Annotated in this window: 13 protein-coding genes; 1 reads left to right on the top strand and 12 read right to left on the bottom strand. The window is 41.6% G+C overall.

The genetic code is table 11. The annotated features are described in order from the left end of the window. Positions 1 to 580: 580 nt before the first annotated feature. Positions 581 to 823 (top strand): hypothetical protein, encoded by a 243-nt coding sequence (locus tag QM374_RS05780; RefSeq protein ID WP_414311154.1) that lies wholly within the window; start codon positions 581 to 583, stop codon positions 821 to 823. A gap of 43 nt (positions 824 to 866) precedes the next feature. Here the strand turns inward: QM374_RS05780 and QM374_RS05775 are convergent, their stop codons facing one another. The 12 genes from QM374_RS05775 to QM374_RS05720 all read right to left on the bottom strand — a co-directional run bounded on the left by QM374_RS05775 (position 867) and on the right by QM374_RS05720 (position 16,333). Then, positions 867 to 1,208 (bottom strand): metal-sulfur cluster assembly factor, encoded by a 342-nt coding sequence (locus tag QM374_RS05775; protein WP_153225650.1) that lies wholly within the window; start codon positions 1,206 to 1,208, stop codon positions 867 to 869. 428 nt (positions 1,209 to 1,636) lie between these two features. Next, a complete protein-coding gene (locus QM374_RS05770; protein ID WP_414311153.1) occupies positions 1,637 to 3,454 on the bottom strand; it encodes an acyltransferase family protein in 1,818 nt (605 codons plus the stop codon). 132 nt (positions 3,455 to 3,586) lie between these two features. Then, positions 3,587 to 4,729: a tRNA guanosine(34) transglycosylase Tgt gene (gene tgt, locus QM374_RS05765; RefSeq protein WP_414311152.1), complete on the bottom strand. Its 1,143-nt coding sequence runs from the start codon at positions 4,727 to 4,729 to the stop codon at positions 3,587 to 3,589. Between the two features lie 449 nt (positions 4,730 to 5,178). Further along, entirely contained in the window at positions 5,179 to 6,165 is a 987-nt protein-coding gene (locus tag QM374_RS05760; protein WP_414311151.1) for an N-acetylmuramoyl-L-alanine amidase, read from the bottom strand. 2 nt (positions 6,166 to 6,167) lie between these two features. Continuing rightward, positions 6,168 to 6,500, bottom strand: a complete 333-nt coding sequence (locus QM374_RS05755) for a phage holin (RefSeq protein ID WP_414311150.1) — start codon at positions 6,498 to 6,500, stop codon at positions 6,168 to 6,170. Further along, a complete protein-coding gene (locus QM374_RS05750) occupies positions 6,487 to 6,903 on the bottom strand; it encodes a hypothetical protein (RefSeq protein ID WP_261028463.1) in 417 nt (138 codons plus the stop codon). The genes QM374_RS05755 and QM374_RS05750 overlap by 14 nt, the downstream gene beginning before the upstream one ends. Before the next feature lie 16 nt (positions 6,904 to 6,919). Further along, complete coding sequence (locus QM374_RS05745) at positions 6,920 to 7,567, bottom strand: hypothetical protein (RefSeq protein WP_414311149.1); 648 nt, start codon at positions 7,565 to 7,567, stop codon at positions 6,920 to 6,922. A 2-nt stretch (positions 7,568 to 7,569) separates the two neighbouring features. Further along, a complete protein-coding gene (locus tag QM374_RS05740) occupies positions 7,570 to 7,773 on the bottom strand; it encodes a hypothetical protein (RefSeq protein WP_414311148.1) in 204 nt (67 codons plus the stop codon). Then, positions 7,754 to 12,238 carry a phage tail spike protein gene (locus QM374_RS05735; protein WP_414311147.1) on the bottom strand — a complete coding sequence of 1,495 codons (4,485 nt, stop codon included), beginning with the start codon at positions 12,236 to 12,238 and terminating at the stop codon, positions 7,754 to 7,756. Before QM374_RS05735 ends, QM374_RS05740 begins: the two co-directional genes overlap by 20 nt. Next, positions 12,235 to 12,930 (bottom strand): phage tail protein, encoded by a 696-nt coding sequence (locus QM374_RS05730; protein ID WP_414311146.1) that lies wholly within the window; start codon positions 12,928 to 12,930, stop codon positions 12,235 to 12,237. The genes QM374_RS05735 and QM374_RS05730 overlap by 4 nt, the downstream gene beginning before the upstream one ends. Beyond that, positions 12,930 to 15,953: a phage tail protein gene (locus tag QM374_RS05725; protein WP_414311145.1), complete on the bottom strand. Its 3,024-nt coding sequence runs from the start codon at positions 15,951 to 15,953 to the stop codon at positions 12,930 to 12,932. Before QM374_RS05725 ends, QM374_RS05730 begins: the two co-directional genes overlap by 1 nt. Next, entirely contained in the window at positions 15,953 to 16,333 is a 381-nt protein-coding gene (locus QM374_RS05720) for a DUF5361 domain-containing protein (protein WP_414311144.1), read from the bottom strand. The genes QM374_RS05725 and QM374_RS05720 overlap by 1 nt, the downstream gene beginning before the upstream one ends. Between the last annotated feature and the right edge of the window lie 13 nt (positions 16,334 to 16,346).

The following is a 16,346-nucleotide window of genomic DNA, read 5'->3' as shown; positions in this document are numbered from 1 at the left end:
TACTCTTATTCAAGTGGGCTTTTATCTGTTTTATCATGGGAAGTACCTCCTTAACTATCAGTTTAGCACATAAAAAAAGAAACCCAAATACAGAATTGTATTTGAATTTCTTAACTTAATGACATTGGTCGCTAAATGACTGCTTTTTCTAATCCTTTGTGTTATCTCGTGAAATGTGATAAGATAATTGCTCTAACTATGATTATGAAGGAGAAACAATGTTTTCACAAAATACAGGAATTATGCTCTACGTAGATGATGTAGCAGCCGAGAGAGACTTTTGGTCTGCTATCGGTTTTGAAGTTTTTATAGTAGATTGAATCTAGAAGAGTACACTACAACTGCTAAAAATATTTCTAGAAATTAGTTTGACTTTCCTAATTTCTCTATTCATATCTTATTTCAATCCACTATATAAACATTTTTTCAATTTTAAATTTATAGTAGATCAAATACAAAACAGTACACTGTGAATTCTAAAAAATGCTAGAAATTGACTTAACTACTCTGGTAAATTTGTTCAGATTCTATTTCATTTCACTATAATCAATCTGAAATTATGGGTTTTGAAACTTTTGAAATGAAAACTCACACGGACAGTACACTGACTTTTACTGTCTACGCCAAAGACTTTATTCGTCAGGTTTCGCCAGAGGTGATCGATATGAAACCTAGCCTACTCTTTGAGTCAGCGGACCTTCACGCCCTTCACGAACGCCTAGCTGCAGTAACGGAAACCACAAGTCCGATCAATACCCAACCTTTTCCTCACTTTAACTTTGCAAATCCAAGCGGACACTATTTCGCAGTTAGAGGAATCTAATAACAAAACAGCTCTCTGTTCATTAGCAGAGAGCTCTTGTATTTTAGCGAGGTGGTAGTCCAAGTGCTATGCGGCCATAGCGACTGATTCGTGTAATCTTCCAGGCAGGTGACCAAGTAACTTCAACCCTGACATCCTCAATTCCCTCTATCTGTTTCAAGCCTGCCACGATTTCGATGGGTAAACTTTCTGCACAGTCACAGGCAGTATCGGTGAAGGTCATGACAATTGTACAAAGACCAGCCTCGTCCAAATGAATCTCGTAAATCAAGCCAAGATTATAGACATCTAGTTCCACATCTGTATCGTAAACTTTTTCTAGCTTGTCAATGATTTGATCCCCTAATGCTAAAGCACGATCATTGATTTTGATATCTTCTCTCATTGCATTCCCTCCATTTGTAAACTGCACCTATTTTCTCATAATTCTGACAATTTGGCAAGTTTTTCCCAATCAAGACTTAATTTGCCATGAAACTCAAAGAACAGACTAAGACTAGATCATGGATTGGTCAAAGCACTGCTTTAAGATTGCTGATATGATAGATAAACCGATAAGCTGAAGACCTCGATATAGTCTAAAGGAATTATTCTTTATCTTCCAAGAAACGCACCATAAAAAGAAAAAGAGGCTGGGACAAAAGTCCTAGCCTCTCAATTGTCTTTGGATTGTCGAGCAAGACGCAGTGGTTGAGTGGGCTCTACTTCGCTGATTTCATCAGCTTTTACAGCCCTACTCAACTGTGCGGAGGTGGGACGACGAAATCGAATTCTAACGAATTACCGATTTCTGTCCCACTCTCTTTTTAGGTATTATTTTGACTTCACGGGCTTATCTGCCAAGGCCTTGATAGCTGATGCTATCGTTTCTGCGTAGAGCTTAGCACCCTCTTCTAATTTGGTATTATCACTTCCAAAGTGAACCTGGTCCGTTCCTTTCCAGATGTCTGGATGATCTTTAGCTACCTGATTCCAGTCTGCAACCTCAATGTAAGGATACTTTTGAGCTACTTCACGCACATAGCTAGCATACTGTTCTACATAAGGCTGAGTTGCTTGAGTTTTGTCCCCTTCATAAGGTGTCACAAGTACAAGCTGATGGCCCTTAGGTAGATTTGTTATCAAAGAATCGATATCAGCCTTATAATCCTCAGGATTATTCACTCCAGTAGCAATAACGACTATTTTAGGGAGGACTTTATTCTGACTGTGGTTGAGCATAATAGCATTGGCTTGCTTGGTATTTCTGCTTACTTGACCATCTGTCTGAGCATCTGGTAGAACCTCTTTAAGTCCAGGTGTTGCACGCAAGGTTACAGAATCTCCAATGATGGATACACCTTCGGCAATATTGTAGCGACGAGCTTCTGCTTGATCCGCCATGGTTTTTGTACGGGTGATATTGGTTTGAGCTTGATTAAGGCCATTTACCATCAAATCCGTTTCAAAAGCACCGACTTGGGGAGCAATAAACATCACAATCAGTGTCAGCAAGCTAAGGAAACCGACGCTACCCGCAAAGATTGGTTGAATATGCGGAATTTCTTTTACCTTTTGCAATAAGCTACTGTTCTTCCCTGCAATGAAAGGTTCAATCACATAGAAAGAAAGGCTTGCAAAGAGATAAGAGAAGATAGTGGTGAGAATCACTGCTGGTAGATTGCTCATCAACTGAGAGAAAATGATATAAAACGGCCAGTGGAAAAGATAAACGGCATAGCTGGTGTCAGCTAAGAAACTAATTACCTTTGGTTCTTCAATCGTCGGAGTTTTCTCATGCAAAAGTCGTGCTGCAACGATCATCAAAAGAGCAGCTAAACTTGCTAACAAGAAGCCAAGCAAGTAGGCAAAGAGATAATTGAATTTCACGAAGAAGGTCAGTAGAAGCAAGACTCCCAAACCTGCACCAAAGACTAACAAGGTCTGTTTCAAGTCCCAGGTATTATTTAGACGCTTAACCAGAGTAGTCGTTTGACGAACACCTACCAAAGTGGCCAAGACACTACCTAGAAAGAAAGGATAGACGTGGGTAAAACTTGAAAAGTAAACCGTCGAGTAAGAGCTAACGATAAAGCTACCAATAAACATTGAAAGGAAACTGATGATAAAGGTAGCTGATGATAGGAGAAATACTGTCCCTCTTAATTGACCCGATGATTTTGCCCGCTTAGACAGGAACCAAACTGCCAAGCCCCACAAAATATAGTAATGAACTTCAACTGCGAGACTCCAATTGTGGACAAACAGATGAGGGATAAACTGAGATTCATAACTCCCACCCGTTAGCATCTCATAGAAATTGGTCATAAAACCAAGGACACCAGCAATCTGACTACCTATACCTGCTACATAATCTTGCCGAACCAAGAAGGTGAAAGGCATTGTAACAAGTATCATCAAGACGACTGGAGGGAAAATCCTATAAAAACGTCTCCTAAAAAATCCTAAAAGATCAATTTGCCCCTTTTGACCATACTCTTCCAACAAGAGTGACGTGATGAGAAAGCCCGAAAAGGTGAAAAAGACGTCAACCCCAAAGAAACCTCCTGGAAAAACCGTCTGAAAAAAATGGTACAAGAGTACCAAGAGTAAGCCTGTAATCCTAATCAAGGAAAACCATTTTATACGCATACGAGTTTATTCTCCGTTCATTAGAGTAGTAAAAAAACCATCTAACGTTCATTCCATACTACCTTTATTTTATCAAAAAAAGAAGAAAAATCCTAAGAGAAAACTTAGGATTTCAGCTTTAGTCTACTAAACTTAGAAATTACGACCTGATTTATTGTAGCCATATTTTTCAACAAAATGCTCACGAAATTCCAAGAGATTGTCATCCATAATAGCCTGACGAACCTGCTTCATGAGATTGAGCAAGAAGTAGAGATTATGGTAACTGGTCAAGCGAATACCAAAGGTTTCATCGGCCTTGAGCAAGTGACGAAGATAAGCACGTGTATAGTTCTTACATGTGTAGCAATCGCACTCAGGATCAAGTGGTGTAAAGTCCTCCGCAAACTGGGCATTCTTGACAACCAAACGTCCTTGGCTAGTCATACAAGTACCGTTACGAGCGATACGAGTCGGTAAAACACAGTCAAACATATCGACCCCACGAATAACCCCATCAATCAAGCTATCTGGCGCTCCCACTCCCATCAAGTAGCGAGGTTTGTTTTCAGGAAGGAGTTGAGTGGTGAAGTCCAAAACTGCGTTCATCTCTTCGTGAGTCTCTCCAACCGCTAAGCCACCGATAGAGTATCCTGGGAAGTCCATGCTGACAAGGTCCTGAGCTGATTGACGACGAAGATCTTCAAATCCTGCACCTTGTACAATCCCAAACAAACCTTGGTCCTGGGGACGACGATGAGCCTTTAACCCACGTTCAGCCCAACGGCTGGTACGTTCGATTGATTTTTTCACATAATCATAAGGTTGATAAAATTGAGGACATTCATCAAAGGACATCATGATATCTGAGCCTAGGTTGTTCTGGATAGAGATGGCTTTTTCAGGTGAAAGGAACATCTTGGAACCATTGAGGTGGTTCTTGAAGGTCACCCCTTCTTCAGTAATATTTCGGCTATCCGCTAGGGAATAGACTTGGAAACCACCACTATCTGTCAAGATAGGCTGATCCCAGTTCATGAACTTATGAAGCCCACCTGCTCGAGCAATGAGTTCATCTCCAGGACGTAGCCACAAGTGATAGGTATTAGAGAGAATAATCCCTGACCCCATCTCTTTCAATTCTTCTGGCGATTGGGTTTTGACCGTTGCTTGAGTCCCAACTGGCATAAACATAGGAGTTGGGAAGGTTCCGTGTGGCGTGATAATCTCACCCAGACGAGCTCCCGTGTGTTTTTCTTTTTTAATCAAACGATATTTGATTGGTGAATCTGACATTTTTTACCTCCGAAGCTGGGAAAGACAGTCCCAGTTCTTACTTTGTGCCCAAGGGCATACTGTATGATTCTATCAAAAAAAACAGGAACTGTCACGAACTATGGTATAAGAATTTGGTGTTTACAATTGATTTCCGTTGCTTATCGATAGTTGAGTTTTTGCTTATTTTTATTCAAAATCATTTCCATTGATTACCGTCATTTTTTTAAATCGTATTCATCTTCGTATTCATTTTCACACCATGTTTGCCCGTATAGTTGAGAAGGTTGCAATTTAATTCTAATAGTTTACAAAAGGATCAGTGAGTAATTTCACTGTTTTTTTCTACTTTCAGAGAAATAGCTTGGATTTTAAATCCAACCTTTTCAGACCAAACAAAAAAACCGCAAGCATGAGCCTGCGGTAGATACACGTTTTAGGAAAGTTTTCCTTTCATTTTATTTTTTTAATTATTTCGTAGTGATCAAGCCATCAGGCTCAACTGTGAATTCTGGTTTGTCTGCCATTGTTCCGTCTGATTTGAGATAGTACCAACCAGAGCCGTCTGCTGATTTTACAAATGCATTCGATACCATCTCTCCTTTTTGGTAATCAAGATAGTACAAGTGCTCCTTGTACTTGACCCAACCAGTGGCCATCTTACCATCTTCTTTGAAGTAGTACCACTTGTTAGCAATAAACGCCCAGCCTGCGGCCATTGCGCCATTAGGGAGCAAGTAATACCAGTACCCGTCTGAATGCTTGTGCCAAGAATTAGCCTTCATGTAGCCATTGCTATCAAAGTAATACCAGACATTGTTGATCTTCTGCCATTTGTTTGTTGGATAAGAACCATCTGCATTGACATACCACCAACCAGTCGAATTTCTCTTCCAACCTTCTTGATTACCCTCATTATCAAGCATTTCTTGGACAGTCGAGCCAAGGGATTGATAATGCTTGATTTTAGCAATCACATAGTCACGCAGGCTGTCATTGTATCCGCCGTGTAATTCAAGGGAACGAGCAGGGCATGATGTGCTAGAAAATTCATTGTGAAACTTGATATTTGAATAGTTCGGAGTATCACCATAGTAAGTCATGTCTTCGGCCATTTGGCGCAATACCATGTTTTCATTTTCGATAAACTCGGCATCTGTTGAGTTGTACTGCTGACATACTTCGTAGCTAAGAGAGTTCATGTTAGCATCATAGTTCGCAGCGCTCCAGGTACCATTGTAGGTATCTTCAACGCGAGCGATTGCATCACGAGTGATGTAGTAATGAGCAAAACCAAGTTCAGATTGGCCGTTATCGTATCGAGATTGCAACCAATTCACATAGCTTTCAGCACTCATAGAACCCGCATCATTGTGCATGATGTAGTATTTTGGTTTTTCGGTTGGACGAGAACCTGCAATTCCATTGAAAATTGTATTATTAATGATTTCGACCATTTCTATTCCCCTCTCCAAGCATCGTTCATTTCTTTAACCGCTGACTCAACAAATGTATCAAGGTCGCGGTCAGTCATGCTGATGTTGTATTTACTGAGCTCTGCACGAATCTTAGTTCGTGCTTGTTCCAGCTTCTCTTCGCCTTTATAGCCAGTTTCAGAGGCGACTTGCTCAACGGCGTTGACTGCGTTCTTAGCCAAGATTTCGACAATTTTGATGGTTTTCTCTCCACCTTTTTTGACAAGGTAGTCCTTGACTGCTTTAACTGCCACCCCTGCCAAAATGACTAGGATGCTGATGGCTCCATTCGTGATGATTTCACTAATCTGTTGCATTTATATTTTCCTCCACAATTTCCAATGCTAGAAATTTTTCATAAAGTACCTTGATGGCTCCATTGCCACCAAGCTCGACATAACTTTCATAAAGACGAGACAATTCCTCAATCTCATGCTGATTGGTATTGCCTCGTCTAATTGCTTTTTTTAGGTTTTCTTGCAATCGAAAACGCTGTAATCTTTGAAGACCTTTTCCAATAACACTCAATCCTTTGCTATTATCTTTGCCAATGTTCTCAACGTTTGAGACTGTCTTTTCAATAGCGCTAATTTTGTCAGATAAGAGACTGATTTGCTTGTCAGTCTCTTTTGTATTCTGCGTGCTTTTAAAAGAGAAATAGCTAGGAATAATCACGATTAGAATCGGACTCAATTTGTCCAAAAATGCTAGTAATTCCAATCAGACCACTTCCAATCTACTGTGCAGGAACTCGAGTGGTTTCAAGATCATTTTCGTTTTTTGTTCCATCCCATTTCCAAACGGCAAGTAAACCATTTTGAGATGGTCCACCTTCAAGTTGCTTGATAGATTCGCCTTTGTAAGTAAAAACCTGATTTGTCTGAATCAAGACATGCTTGCCTTCGCCATTCAATTCAACGTGTTCAGGATCTTCAATCACAAACATATCACCCGGTTGATAGACCTTGCCTTCCTCAACAAGTGGGAAGAGTTCGACAAGTTCCTTGTAGGTTGTACCGTAGGCGATTTTTTCTCCCATGATAGAATCTTGAGCCATGACACGCACTACTTTGTCGATTTTATTTGCAAGAGCAGAAAGTCTGTCCTGCTCGTTCTTGTTTTGAGCAATCTGTTGCTCAGCTTGTTCAAGCTTATTCTGCGCCTGCACAATTGCAGAGCTTGGGTCCAATTCAGACTTGAGAACATCCAGTACCGCTTGAATCAAGACATCTTCTGATTCATTTGTACGGTCTCCAGGGAATGATCGTGAGTTAGTGCTATAGCGGTTTCCTTCTGATAATTGAATTTCTACCACGGTCTCAACATTGGACCCAGAAATTCTTAAGTACGGTTTTGTTGATAAGTTGTAACCATTGATTGCCATGTCTATTCTCCTTTGTCGGCTGGTTTAGTTTGTTCATCAAGCAGAGCTTCCAGCTCATCCACTCGTGCTTGAAGTCTTTGATTTTCAGCCAATTGTTCTTCCAGCTGAATGCTCAAGAGATTATTTGCAACCATTGTACCGTTTGATGTATCGGATAAGTCGTTGATTGTCATCCGAAGTGCGCGGTTAAGCTGTTCTGTATTCATTTTCTAAGTTCTCCAATCTGTGTGTAAGTTTTTGATTTTCAAGAGCAAGCTCCTGAATTGCTTTAAGTGCGATATTGGTCAATCTGAGATTATCCAAGTTCAGCGTGTCGCCGTTTTCGTAAACAAGTGTAGGATCCACTGCTTGAACCTCTTGAGCGATCAATCCAATCTTCGTGTGTGCTTGTTGTGGTCTATCCTCTTGCTTTCTCCAATCGTATTCCTTGAATCGGAATTGCTGGATATAATCAAGAGCCTTGTGCTCGCAAGCAACAATATTGTCCTTCAGACGTCTGTCTGAGAAATGCTGATTGACTACTGACCATAGGCTGTATGCTGTGCCATTGTAACTATAGTAGATATCATTCCCTGATCCACCAAAGCTCAAAGATACATTGTCTGAGTTCCAGAGTCCAATAGTACCTGTTGTTTTACCATTGACACTGCCTTTCCCTGTCTTTAACCAGCCAATCCCCTTCGCATTGATGTAGCCTTCAACCGTTAAAAGAAAATCATCACTTGTTTCTGCAGTCCCACCTACTGTAAAATCTGCATCTTTGTAGATAAAAAGACCGTAAGGGACATTTTCTCCACGACCGTAAGAGCCGATAAATTGAACTCCCAAGCCATCTTTGGCATTAACAGTACGAGGCACATTAATTTGAATACCTCCGTTCACCGTATCAAAAGAACCGTATGTCCCTAACTGAATTTGAGTGTGACCAATTAGGGTTCCTCCATAGATGTTGGCCCCTCGAATCGTTCCACCATAGATTCGGTCACCGCTTAAAATACCTGACCGAACCTGACTTGCATCGATTGCAACACTCTGAACTCGGTTGATAAATGCTTGCTTGGCAAATAGTTGACTCAAGTAAGCTTCGTTTGCGACAAGTTTGTTAAAGAAGGCCTGGTCAACTTTCAGCTTCTCAGCTGTGACCGCTTCAGCATCTAAGATAACAGTGGTCACTGATCCTGCTTCAAAATTGGCTGTTTTCAGCTTGTCAACCATAGCCGACTTGATAACTGCTTTATCAATCAAGGTTTCCCCAGTGATATGAGTCAACTTACCAACGAATCGATTATGACCGTTAGCACCAAGATTGATTCCAGAGATGATATCTCCAGCAGAGTTGATATTTTGAACCGCCCACGAACCAGCCAACTGTCTTTGAACAGTTTTAAGCCCTTCATTCTTAGATACTTCAACCTGGAACAGCTGATTGGTCATAGCCATACGAGCGACTTTATCCGCAATTCCATTTTCAGTATTGCCCAATATCCGCTCGTAAAGCTGACTGGTTTCCTTCACACGCTGAAAGTCCGTCTGATTAGCCTTACCAGCAATCAATGAAGTGATATCTGCAAATCTGCCATCTACTGCTGTTTTGTATTTGGCAATCTGAATAGCAATCGAGCCATTTTGTGGGTTGGTAATAGCTTCAAGCCTACGCTCAATACCTCTTACATCCTCCTGATAAGCCGATTTACCAACGTAGTCCCTTGTGACCAGCTCACGGACAGAAGTCGCTTGCTTAGCGCTCTCTTCTCGAGTGTATCTTCTCAATGCTTCTTGTCGCTGGTCCTCTTTATTGACATATTCCTGAATAGCTGATAAGTCAGTTCGCAACCCCTGAGCTGTCCGCTCAAAAGTAGCTTTAGCTTCAGTGATGAGACCGTCAGTGTCTTCAGGAGCTGGACTCCAATCGGTAGCTAGAGTGCCTTTCTCAACCTTCACGTCCCAAACGCTTTTGACAGCGTTCTTGTGGTAAGTATTAACGCGTAGATGATAAATCCCTGTTGGCTTATTCCAAATGATTTTTGTTCCTGTTGTACCTGTCTTAAGATCCGATACAATTTGATAATTTCTGACATCCTTGTCCATAATCCAAAGAACTACATTATCAGACTCCTTATTCCCGTCGTGATGAGCTGTAAAGGTCCCGTCTGTTTTAGCAGAAACAATATATTCCTGCCCCTGTTCCATGTAAATAGACGTATTTCCTGCATACAGAATAGCGTTATCAAAATTAGCTGGCTTCCGATCTGGAAGAAAAGGTCCTTTTGAGCCTTTCAACAAGTTAGTTCCACCAACCCGTAAGTTTGAAAATTCTTCTCGCAATTTCCCGGCTTCAGCTGTAACCAGAGTCTTATCTGCTTTATCCTTAGCTACGTTCATGATTTCTTGTTGGATAGATCCAGCCCGCACCTCAAATTCGGCCATGCTCAACATCTGATTTAGCTTGTTCTGCGTGCTTGTTTCCAAACTCTTCACAGATTGCCGGATATTATCAGCAGTCACGTTGAGTGAGCTGATATCCGCTTTGGTTCTGAGACCTTCAGTTAGACGGCTCACACCAGCATCTAGTGAATCTGCACGCTGTCTGAAGTTGGATTCAACTGTCGAAATCTGACCTTCTATATCTTCGAGAGCTGGACTCCAGTCTGTCGCAACATTGCCTTTCTCAATCTTCACATCCCAGACGCTCTTGGTTGCTTCTTTGTGATAAGCGTTAACGCGTAGATGATAAATCCCTGCCGGCTTATTCCAAGTGATTTTCGTTCCTGTGGTACCTGTCTTGAGGTCCGATACAATTTGATAATTTCTGACATCCTTGTCCATAATCCAAAGGACTACGTTATCGGATTCCTTATTCCCGTCGTGATGAGCTGTAAAGGTCCCGTCTGTTTTAGCAGAAATAATGTATTCCTGTCCTTGCTCCATGTAGATAGACGTCTGTCCTACATACAGAATGGCGTTATCAAAATTAGCTGGCTTCCGATCTGGAAGAAAAGGCCCTTTCGAACCTCTTAATAAGTTTCGTCCACCAACTTTAACACTCGCTATCTTACTAGTCAGCTCCTCAGCCGTCTGTGTGAGTTCTGACTTACTTGCCTTATCATTGGCTAAGTTAGTCAGCTCTGCCAGCCTACGAATCGTAGACTCTTCATAGGTAGCTTGCGCTGACTTCACACCAGCCAGTTCTTTTTTTGTCTGAACAAGTGCTTCAACTTGCTTGGCAATCTCGGTCTCAACATTCGCTTGCTTCGGTCGAATATCGTTTGCGATGGTTCGTTTCAGAACATCCAAATCACCCGATAGAGCCGTTTGAGCGCTCGTAGCCTGTGTCTTAAACGCTTCAAGTTTAGCGATGGAATCCAACCCAATGCGCTTGGCTTCCTGAGCAAGGAGACTACTTGCGCCAGCGTTTCGCAAGGCTTCTTCAGCCCTCCGCTTGGTTTCTTGTAGAGGACCATTATCAAAGCTGTCGAAGCGCTGATTGATAGTATCAGAGAGTTCTCTTTTAACTTCTTCAGCTTTGGCCTTGATAGCATTCACATCATCCGTAAACTGGTTGACTAACTCCTCTTTTCGCCTGTCAAAAGCAAGGTTAGCATTCTTGAGTTCTCTTGCTAACTGCCGTTCAAAATTGCCTTGAAGTTGTTGAGCTTCGCCTTTGACTGCATCACTCACTGCGTTGCCAATCGCATTCGCAAGTCCGGACTGGAACTGACCGAAGCCGATAGATTTCAGCTTCTTAGCCATCGGTGAGTAAGTATACTTAGTAATCTTCTTACGCACATCAAGGTTGTAACGCTCATGGAAGATACTCACAATATCAAACATCTGAACAGGCACATCGCTCTGTCCGACAACCTCAATTTCAAGGCTATCTTCCATCATGTCGCAGAGCGATGTTCTGTAATACTGCTCACCATACTTGCGAAGACTCGCTTCATCCTTCACATCCTGGTCATTAACCTCAATCACATCTTCGTAGATTTGACTGTACTTGTTAATGAGTGGGCTATCGACAACTACAGAAACCTTGCGATCAGGAGCCTTTTCTCCCTCACCTTTTACAGTCGCGATGAAAGTAATTCGAGTTTTTAAAGACTTAGTAGACGTCTTGTGCTGATAGCTAGACAGGTTTTTCTTGTACATAAAAAGCGATTCATTTTCTGAACCGCCATTTTTTAACAAGCGAACCTGGTAGCCGTGGCGCACAAGGTCACCACCCCATTGGCCAAGAATGGAATGCTTATCTTTCGCAAATGCCTCCATAGCATTCTTAGAGCCAACATTGAAAGTATGTCTATCTTCAATATCCGAGAAGAACGAGAACGGATTGTCACGAGTGATACTTCCAGCGAAGCGACTCAAGGCAGTCGAACCAGTCTGTCTATCCAAAGAAATAGGATTGACCACATAGTTATTCAATAGAGTGAATGCTTGGTTGGCATAGACTTGAATATAGCCATTCTTCTTCTCGACCTCAAAGATGACGAAATCCTGCTCACCGTGAAGATCGTCAGCCGTTAGGAATGTCTCTTCCTTCAACTTCTCCCACAATGGATCGGATGTCGGAAATCGAAAGCTCAATTGATAGGTGCTGTTGTCCTCTTGAACAATTTCATCAGCATAAGCAGCATTCAGAGGCATATTCCCATTTGTTAAATAAATCAAATCTTATACCTCCAATTTGGTCGAATAGTAATCTTACGGACGGTTCCAGTAAACGAAACACCAACCTTACCAGTCGGGATTTCAAGGAACCCTCCACGCTTCCGAAGTGTGTTTTGCACCGCGCCAGTAGCGTTGTAGATATTCTGCTTGCCCTGTCTACAATCAATCGTAGCCTTGGTCTTAATAGCAAGATACATGGTCTTACGGCCAATAGTAAGGGAGATATCACCATCTCCCTCAACCTCAATGATTGGTTCCGAATAAATCGTCCCAAGATTATTGACTGTACCAGATGCCGTAAGAACCACAGGATCTATATTTTTTTGGTATCGGAACGGTTGCATTTCTAACTTGATTTCTAACTTCCAAGCATGATTTCCAAAAGGCTCAAAACTAGCAGTCACAAAGTTAGCATAAAACAATGAGCCAAGCTGATAGCTAAATTCCAAAACGTTATCATTCGATTGAAACTTATCAAGAATACTTGAAATCTCAACCATTTTTTTAACGTGGAGAGTGAAGGTCCTTTCGTAACTGTCGAAAGAACCGTCTAACACACGGTAACTACCATTGACTCCATAAAGAGTTGCCTTCTCTCCTTTTGGCTTAGCAGCCTCCACCTTCCCAAAATCGGTCACAACACAACCAGGAAGGCTTGATGTATTAAAACCGTTGATGATCATATAATCCATTAAATTCCTCCCCTCGCATAAATAGCACCGTGTTGTTCATAGGTTTTGATTGAGATAATGTCATTATCCAGATAAACGTCTGACGATTTTTCAAGGATAGCAGTAAGGATTCTCTCCATACTTGCTCTCAGAATCGCTATCTCAGACACGGTTTTATTTTCATGCGCTTCAAATTGAGACGACGGCATAGCCAACTGTGCCTCAAGACTTTTGGTCACGGACGCAGATGAGTTCAGATCCAGACTGTCTCCTGAAAATACATCCGAAATCTCACCAGCCATACCTCCGACCGTTTTCTTGACGTCTTTAAACCCATCTTTTAATCCATTGTCTAAACTTCCCATAATTGCATTACCTGCTGGAATCAAAAGCTTACGGTCATACTCAATAGGTCCTTTATGGTCACGGATCCAACCAGCGATACCACCGACGAAGTCAGTTACAGAAGACCACATAGACTGCAAACCATTCAAGAAACCTTGTAAGATTGCCTGGCCTGCACCATACAGATCAATATTCCACAATTGATTGAAAAAACCAGTGACATTACTTACAAGACTAGATACCGCATTAGACATGCTGTTCCAGGCATTTTGCGCGCCAGATACAAGACTATTGATAATGCTTAGAACGCTAGATACTAGAGAACTCCAAGCATTACTTGCCGTTGACTTGATACCTTCCCACAAGCTAGATAGGAAGTTCATAAAGCTATCCCAGATATTCTGCGCACCCTGAACTAAGCCTGAAACCAAATTTAATACAGTGGTTTTTATCCAGTCCCAGGAAACAAATGCAGCTGTTTTGATAGCCTCCCAAATTGCACTAAGAACAGCAGAAAAATTTTCAAAAACAGCAATACCATAACCTACGATGACATCTACGACTCCAGAGAAATATGTTTTAATGCCCTCCCATATCAGAGAAATGCCATTTTGAATGCCTTCCCAAATTAGAGAAAGATCAGCTCCCAGCTGGTTAAAATTCCCTGTCACAAGGTCGATAATGACCAAAAGAGCACCCAAGAAAATTGATTTAATGATTTCCCAAGCACCTTGGAATATCATCTTAATTCCTTCCCAAATTTGGGTAAGACCATCTGAAATATTGTTCCAAATATTCATAAATCCATCTATGAACGGTTGAACAATAGCCATCACTACCGTTGTGATAGCTGTCCATGCAATAGATGCTGCCTCTTGAATCCTTACCCACAAGTCAGAAAAGAATGTTACAACAGCATTCCACATCGTCTTCAAAGACTCAATGTAAGCATTCCAGGTTGTAACAACTCCATCCCACAAAGTGCTAGCACCTTCAGAGATACCAGACCAAATACCAACAAAGAAATCAGCAATCCCCTGCCAAGCCTGCTTGATCCAATCCACAAAAGATGACCAAATTTGCTGACCAGTTTCTGTTTGTGTGAAGAACCATACAAGACCAGCGGTCAATGCTGCCACTGCTGCTACAATTAACCCAATTGGATTGGCAGACAGCACAGCATTAAAAATACCGAACGCTCCACTTGCTCCCATAGTAGCAGCCGCATTCGCCGCTTCTGCGGTAGTGAGTGCACCGGTTCTTACGAACTGAGCCAGCATAAGACCATTCGTAATAGCCAGAGTTGCATTCCTGATTGTTTCAATTCCTTTTGTTAGCGTTAAAACAGCTTTATAGCCCGCCCATGCACTCGTAATGCTAACAACAGCCAATTTTAAAGCATCTAACGCAAGAGGCGAATCTTTTAACCAAGATGTAAATTTGCTAAGACTTTCAGAGGCTTCTCTGATAAAGCCTGAGATCCCTTCAAATGCAAAACCTAACAGGTTCACTCCCTGCTCTCCGTCTTTAATCCCTAACAGATCTCCAACGAAATCAACAACAATACTTGCAACATTACCAGCAACAACCCCGATATTCTCAAAAGTTACTCGGATATTGTCTGCGATGTTGACAATTTGATTAGCAGCACCCTCGCTAAATCCAAGCATGGTCAGGATATCAATGTTATCTTGCTTGCTCAATGAACCAAAGATCATATCAAAGAAGGTTTGAAAGACACCTGTTACTCTCGACAGTTGACTATAGACTGCACTTCCAAAGGCATCCCCAAAAAGCTGAGATGCAATCTGACTAATTCCTTCAGTCAAAACTAAGCCAAGGCCAGAAAAAATATTTCCAACCATTGGTAAAAAATTATCAAAAAGAAAGGTAGATGTTGTTTTAAGCAAAGCATGCAGAGAAGGTAGGATATTCTCCCCTAGCGCTAACTTCCCAAGTACATTCTGAGCAGCTGCTTTCATAGATTCAAAAGAACCACTAAAAGTAGATGCTGCCTCTTTAGCAGTTGTGCCAGTGATGTCTAGATTTTCTTGGATAGCATGGATGGCGCTATAAACGTCTGATAGATTATTGATGTCGTATTTAACACCTGTCAATTTTTCAGCATCCGCCAAGAGACGTTGCATTTCTTGTTTTGTACCACCATAACCCAATTTAAGGTTATCAAGCATCGTATAATTTTGCTTAGCAAAACCTTGATAAGCCAGCTGGATGCTTTCCATAGATGTTCCCATCTTATTAGCATTATCTGACATATCAATCATAGCCATGTTTGCTGTTTCAGCAGCTTTATTAGTGTCACCACCAAGAGATTGCAAGAGACTAGCTGAGAAACCTGTCACATTTTCCATGTAGGCATTAGCTGACAAACCTGTTGTTTTGTAGGCCTCATTAGCATATCCCTTCACCTTGTCAGCAGAACCTTTGAATAGAGTTTCGATACCTCCAAGTGATTGCTGAAGCGCTGCACCTTCACTGATAGCAGCTGAAAAGGCCTTGCCAATCCCTGCCGCTGCAATAACTTTCGTCATAACGCTAACAAGGCTAGAACCCAATGACTGTCCGGCGCTTTGCCCTGCTGCGCTCGCTTCAGGATTGAGGATTGATTGGATTTTACCAGTAATGCCTCTAGCTGATGGTATCAATTGTACATAAGCCTGTGCTATTTCTGTAGCCACTAATCCTCACCTCCTATTTTTTCTAAAATTTTCTGACGATATTCTTCAAAGTCCTCACCAGAATCAAAGATCATCTCCTTACTTTCTTTAGCTTTAGTTTTACCTGCCAGCTCCTCTGCAACCATTAATGGTTTGTTGATTCCTTTCTGACCGTCTGTTGTTTTAAACCACACAAGAGCAGAAAGCCTATCCAGCATGCCCGCAAGCAAAAAGGTTTCAAAAGGAACTTTGCTATTGGTCATTGCTAGTTTGATCCGTGAATCATCTCTCAAACCAAAAGCAAAAACAGCTACCTGGTCAGCAGGTAACTGTCTGTAGTCAAAAATTCCATAGGTTTCAGCTAAATCACAGATAAGAGCGTCTTCGTCTGTTTGAATCATTCTAGCAAGGAGC

This window comes from Streptococcus infantis (assembly GCF_047465525.1).
Classification (GTDB): Bacteria; Bacillota; Bacilli; order Lactobacillales; family Streptococcaceae; genus Streptococcus; species Streptococcus infantis_R.
Note: the sequence above shows the minus strand (reverse complement) of the source record. Positions and strands in the feature narration are given on the sequence as shown.

Bases quoted from the DNA above. Each gene is read 5' to 3' on its own strand.
- tgt (WP_414311152.1), bottom strand. From the start codon at position 4,729: ATGTCAGATTCACCAATCAAATATCGTTTGATTAAAAAAGAAAAACAC.
- QM374_RS05770 (WP_414311153.1), bottom strand. From the start codon at position 3,454: ATGCGTATAAAATGGTTTTCCTTGATTAGGATTACAGGCTTACTCTTG.
- QM374_RS05740 (WP_414311148.1), bottom strand. From the start codon at position 7,773: ATGAATACAGAACAGCTTAACCGCGCACTTCGGATGACAATCAACGAC.
- QM374_RS05755 (WP_414311150.1), bottom strand. From the start codon at position 6,500: ATGCAACAGATTAGTGAAATCATCACGAATGGAGCCATCAGCATCCTA.
- QM374_RS05720 (WP_414311144.1), bottom strand. From the start codon at position 16,333: ATGATTCAAACAGACGAAGACGCTCTTATCTGTGATTTAGCTGAAACC.
- QM374_RS05760 (WP_414311151.1), bottom strand. From the start codon at position 6,165: ATGGTCGAAATCATTAATAATACAATTTTCAATGGAATTGCAGGTTCT.
- QM374_RS05780 (WP_414311154.1), top strand. From the start codon at position 581: ATGAAAACTCACACGGACAGTACACTGACTTTTACTGTCTACGCCAAA.
- QM374_RS05775 (WP_153225650.1), bottom strand. From the start codon at position 1,208: ATGAGAGAAGATATCAAAATCAATGATCGTGCTTTAGCATTAGGGGAT.
- QM374_RS05730 (WP_414311146.1), bottom strand. From the start codon at position 12,930: ATGGATTATATGATCATCAACGGTTTTAATACATCAAGCCTTCCTGGT.
- QM374_RS05745 (WP_414311149.1), bottom strand. From the start codon at position 7,567: ATGGCAATCAATGGTTACAACTTATCAACAAAACCGTACTTAAGAATT.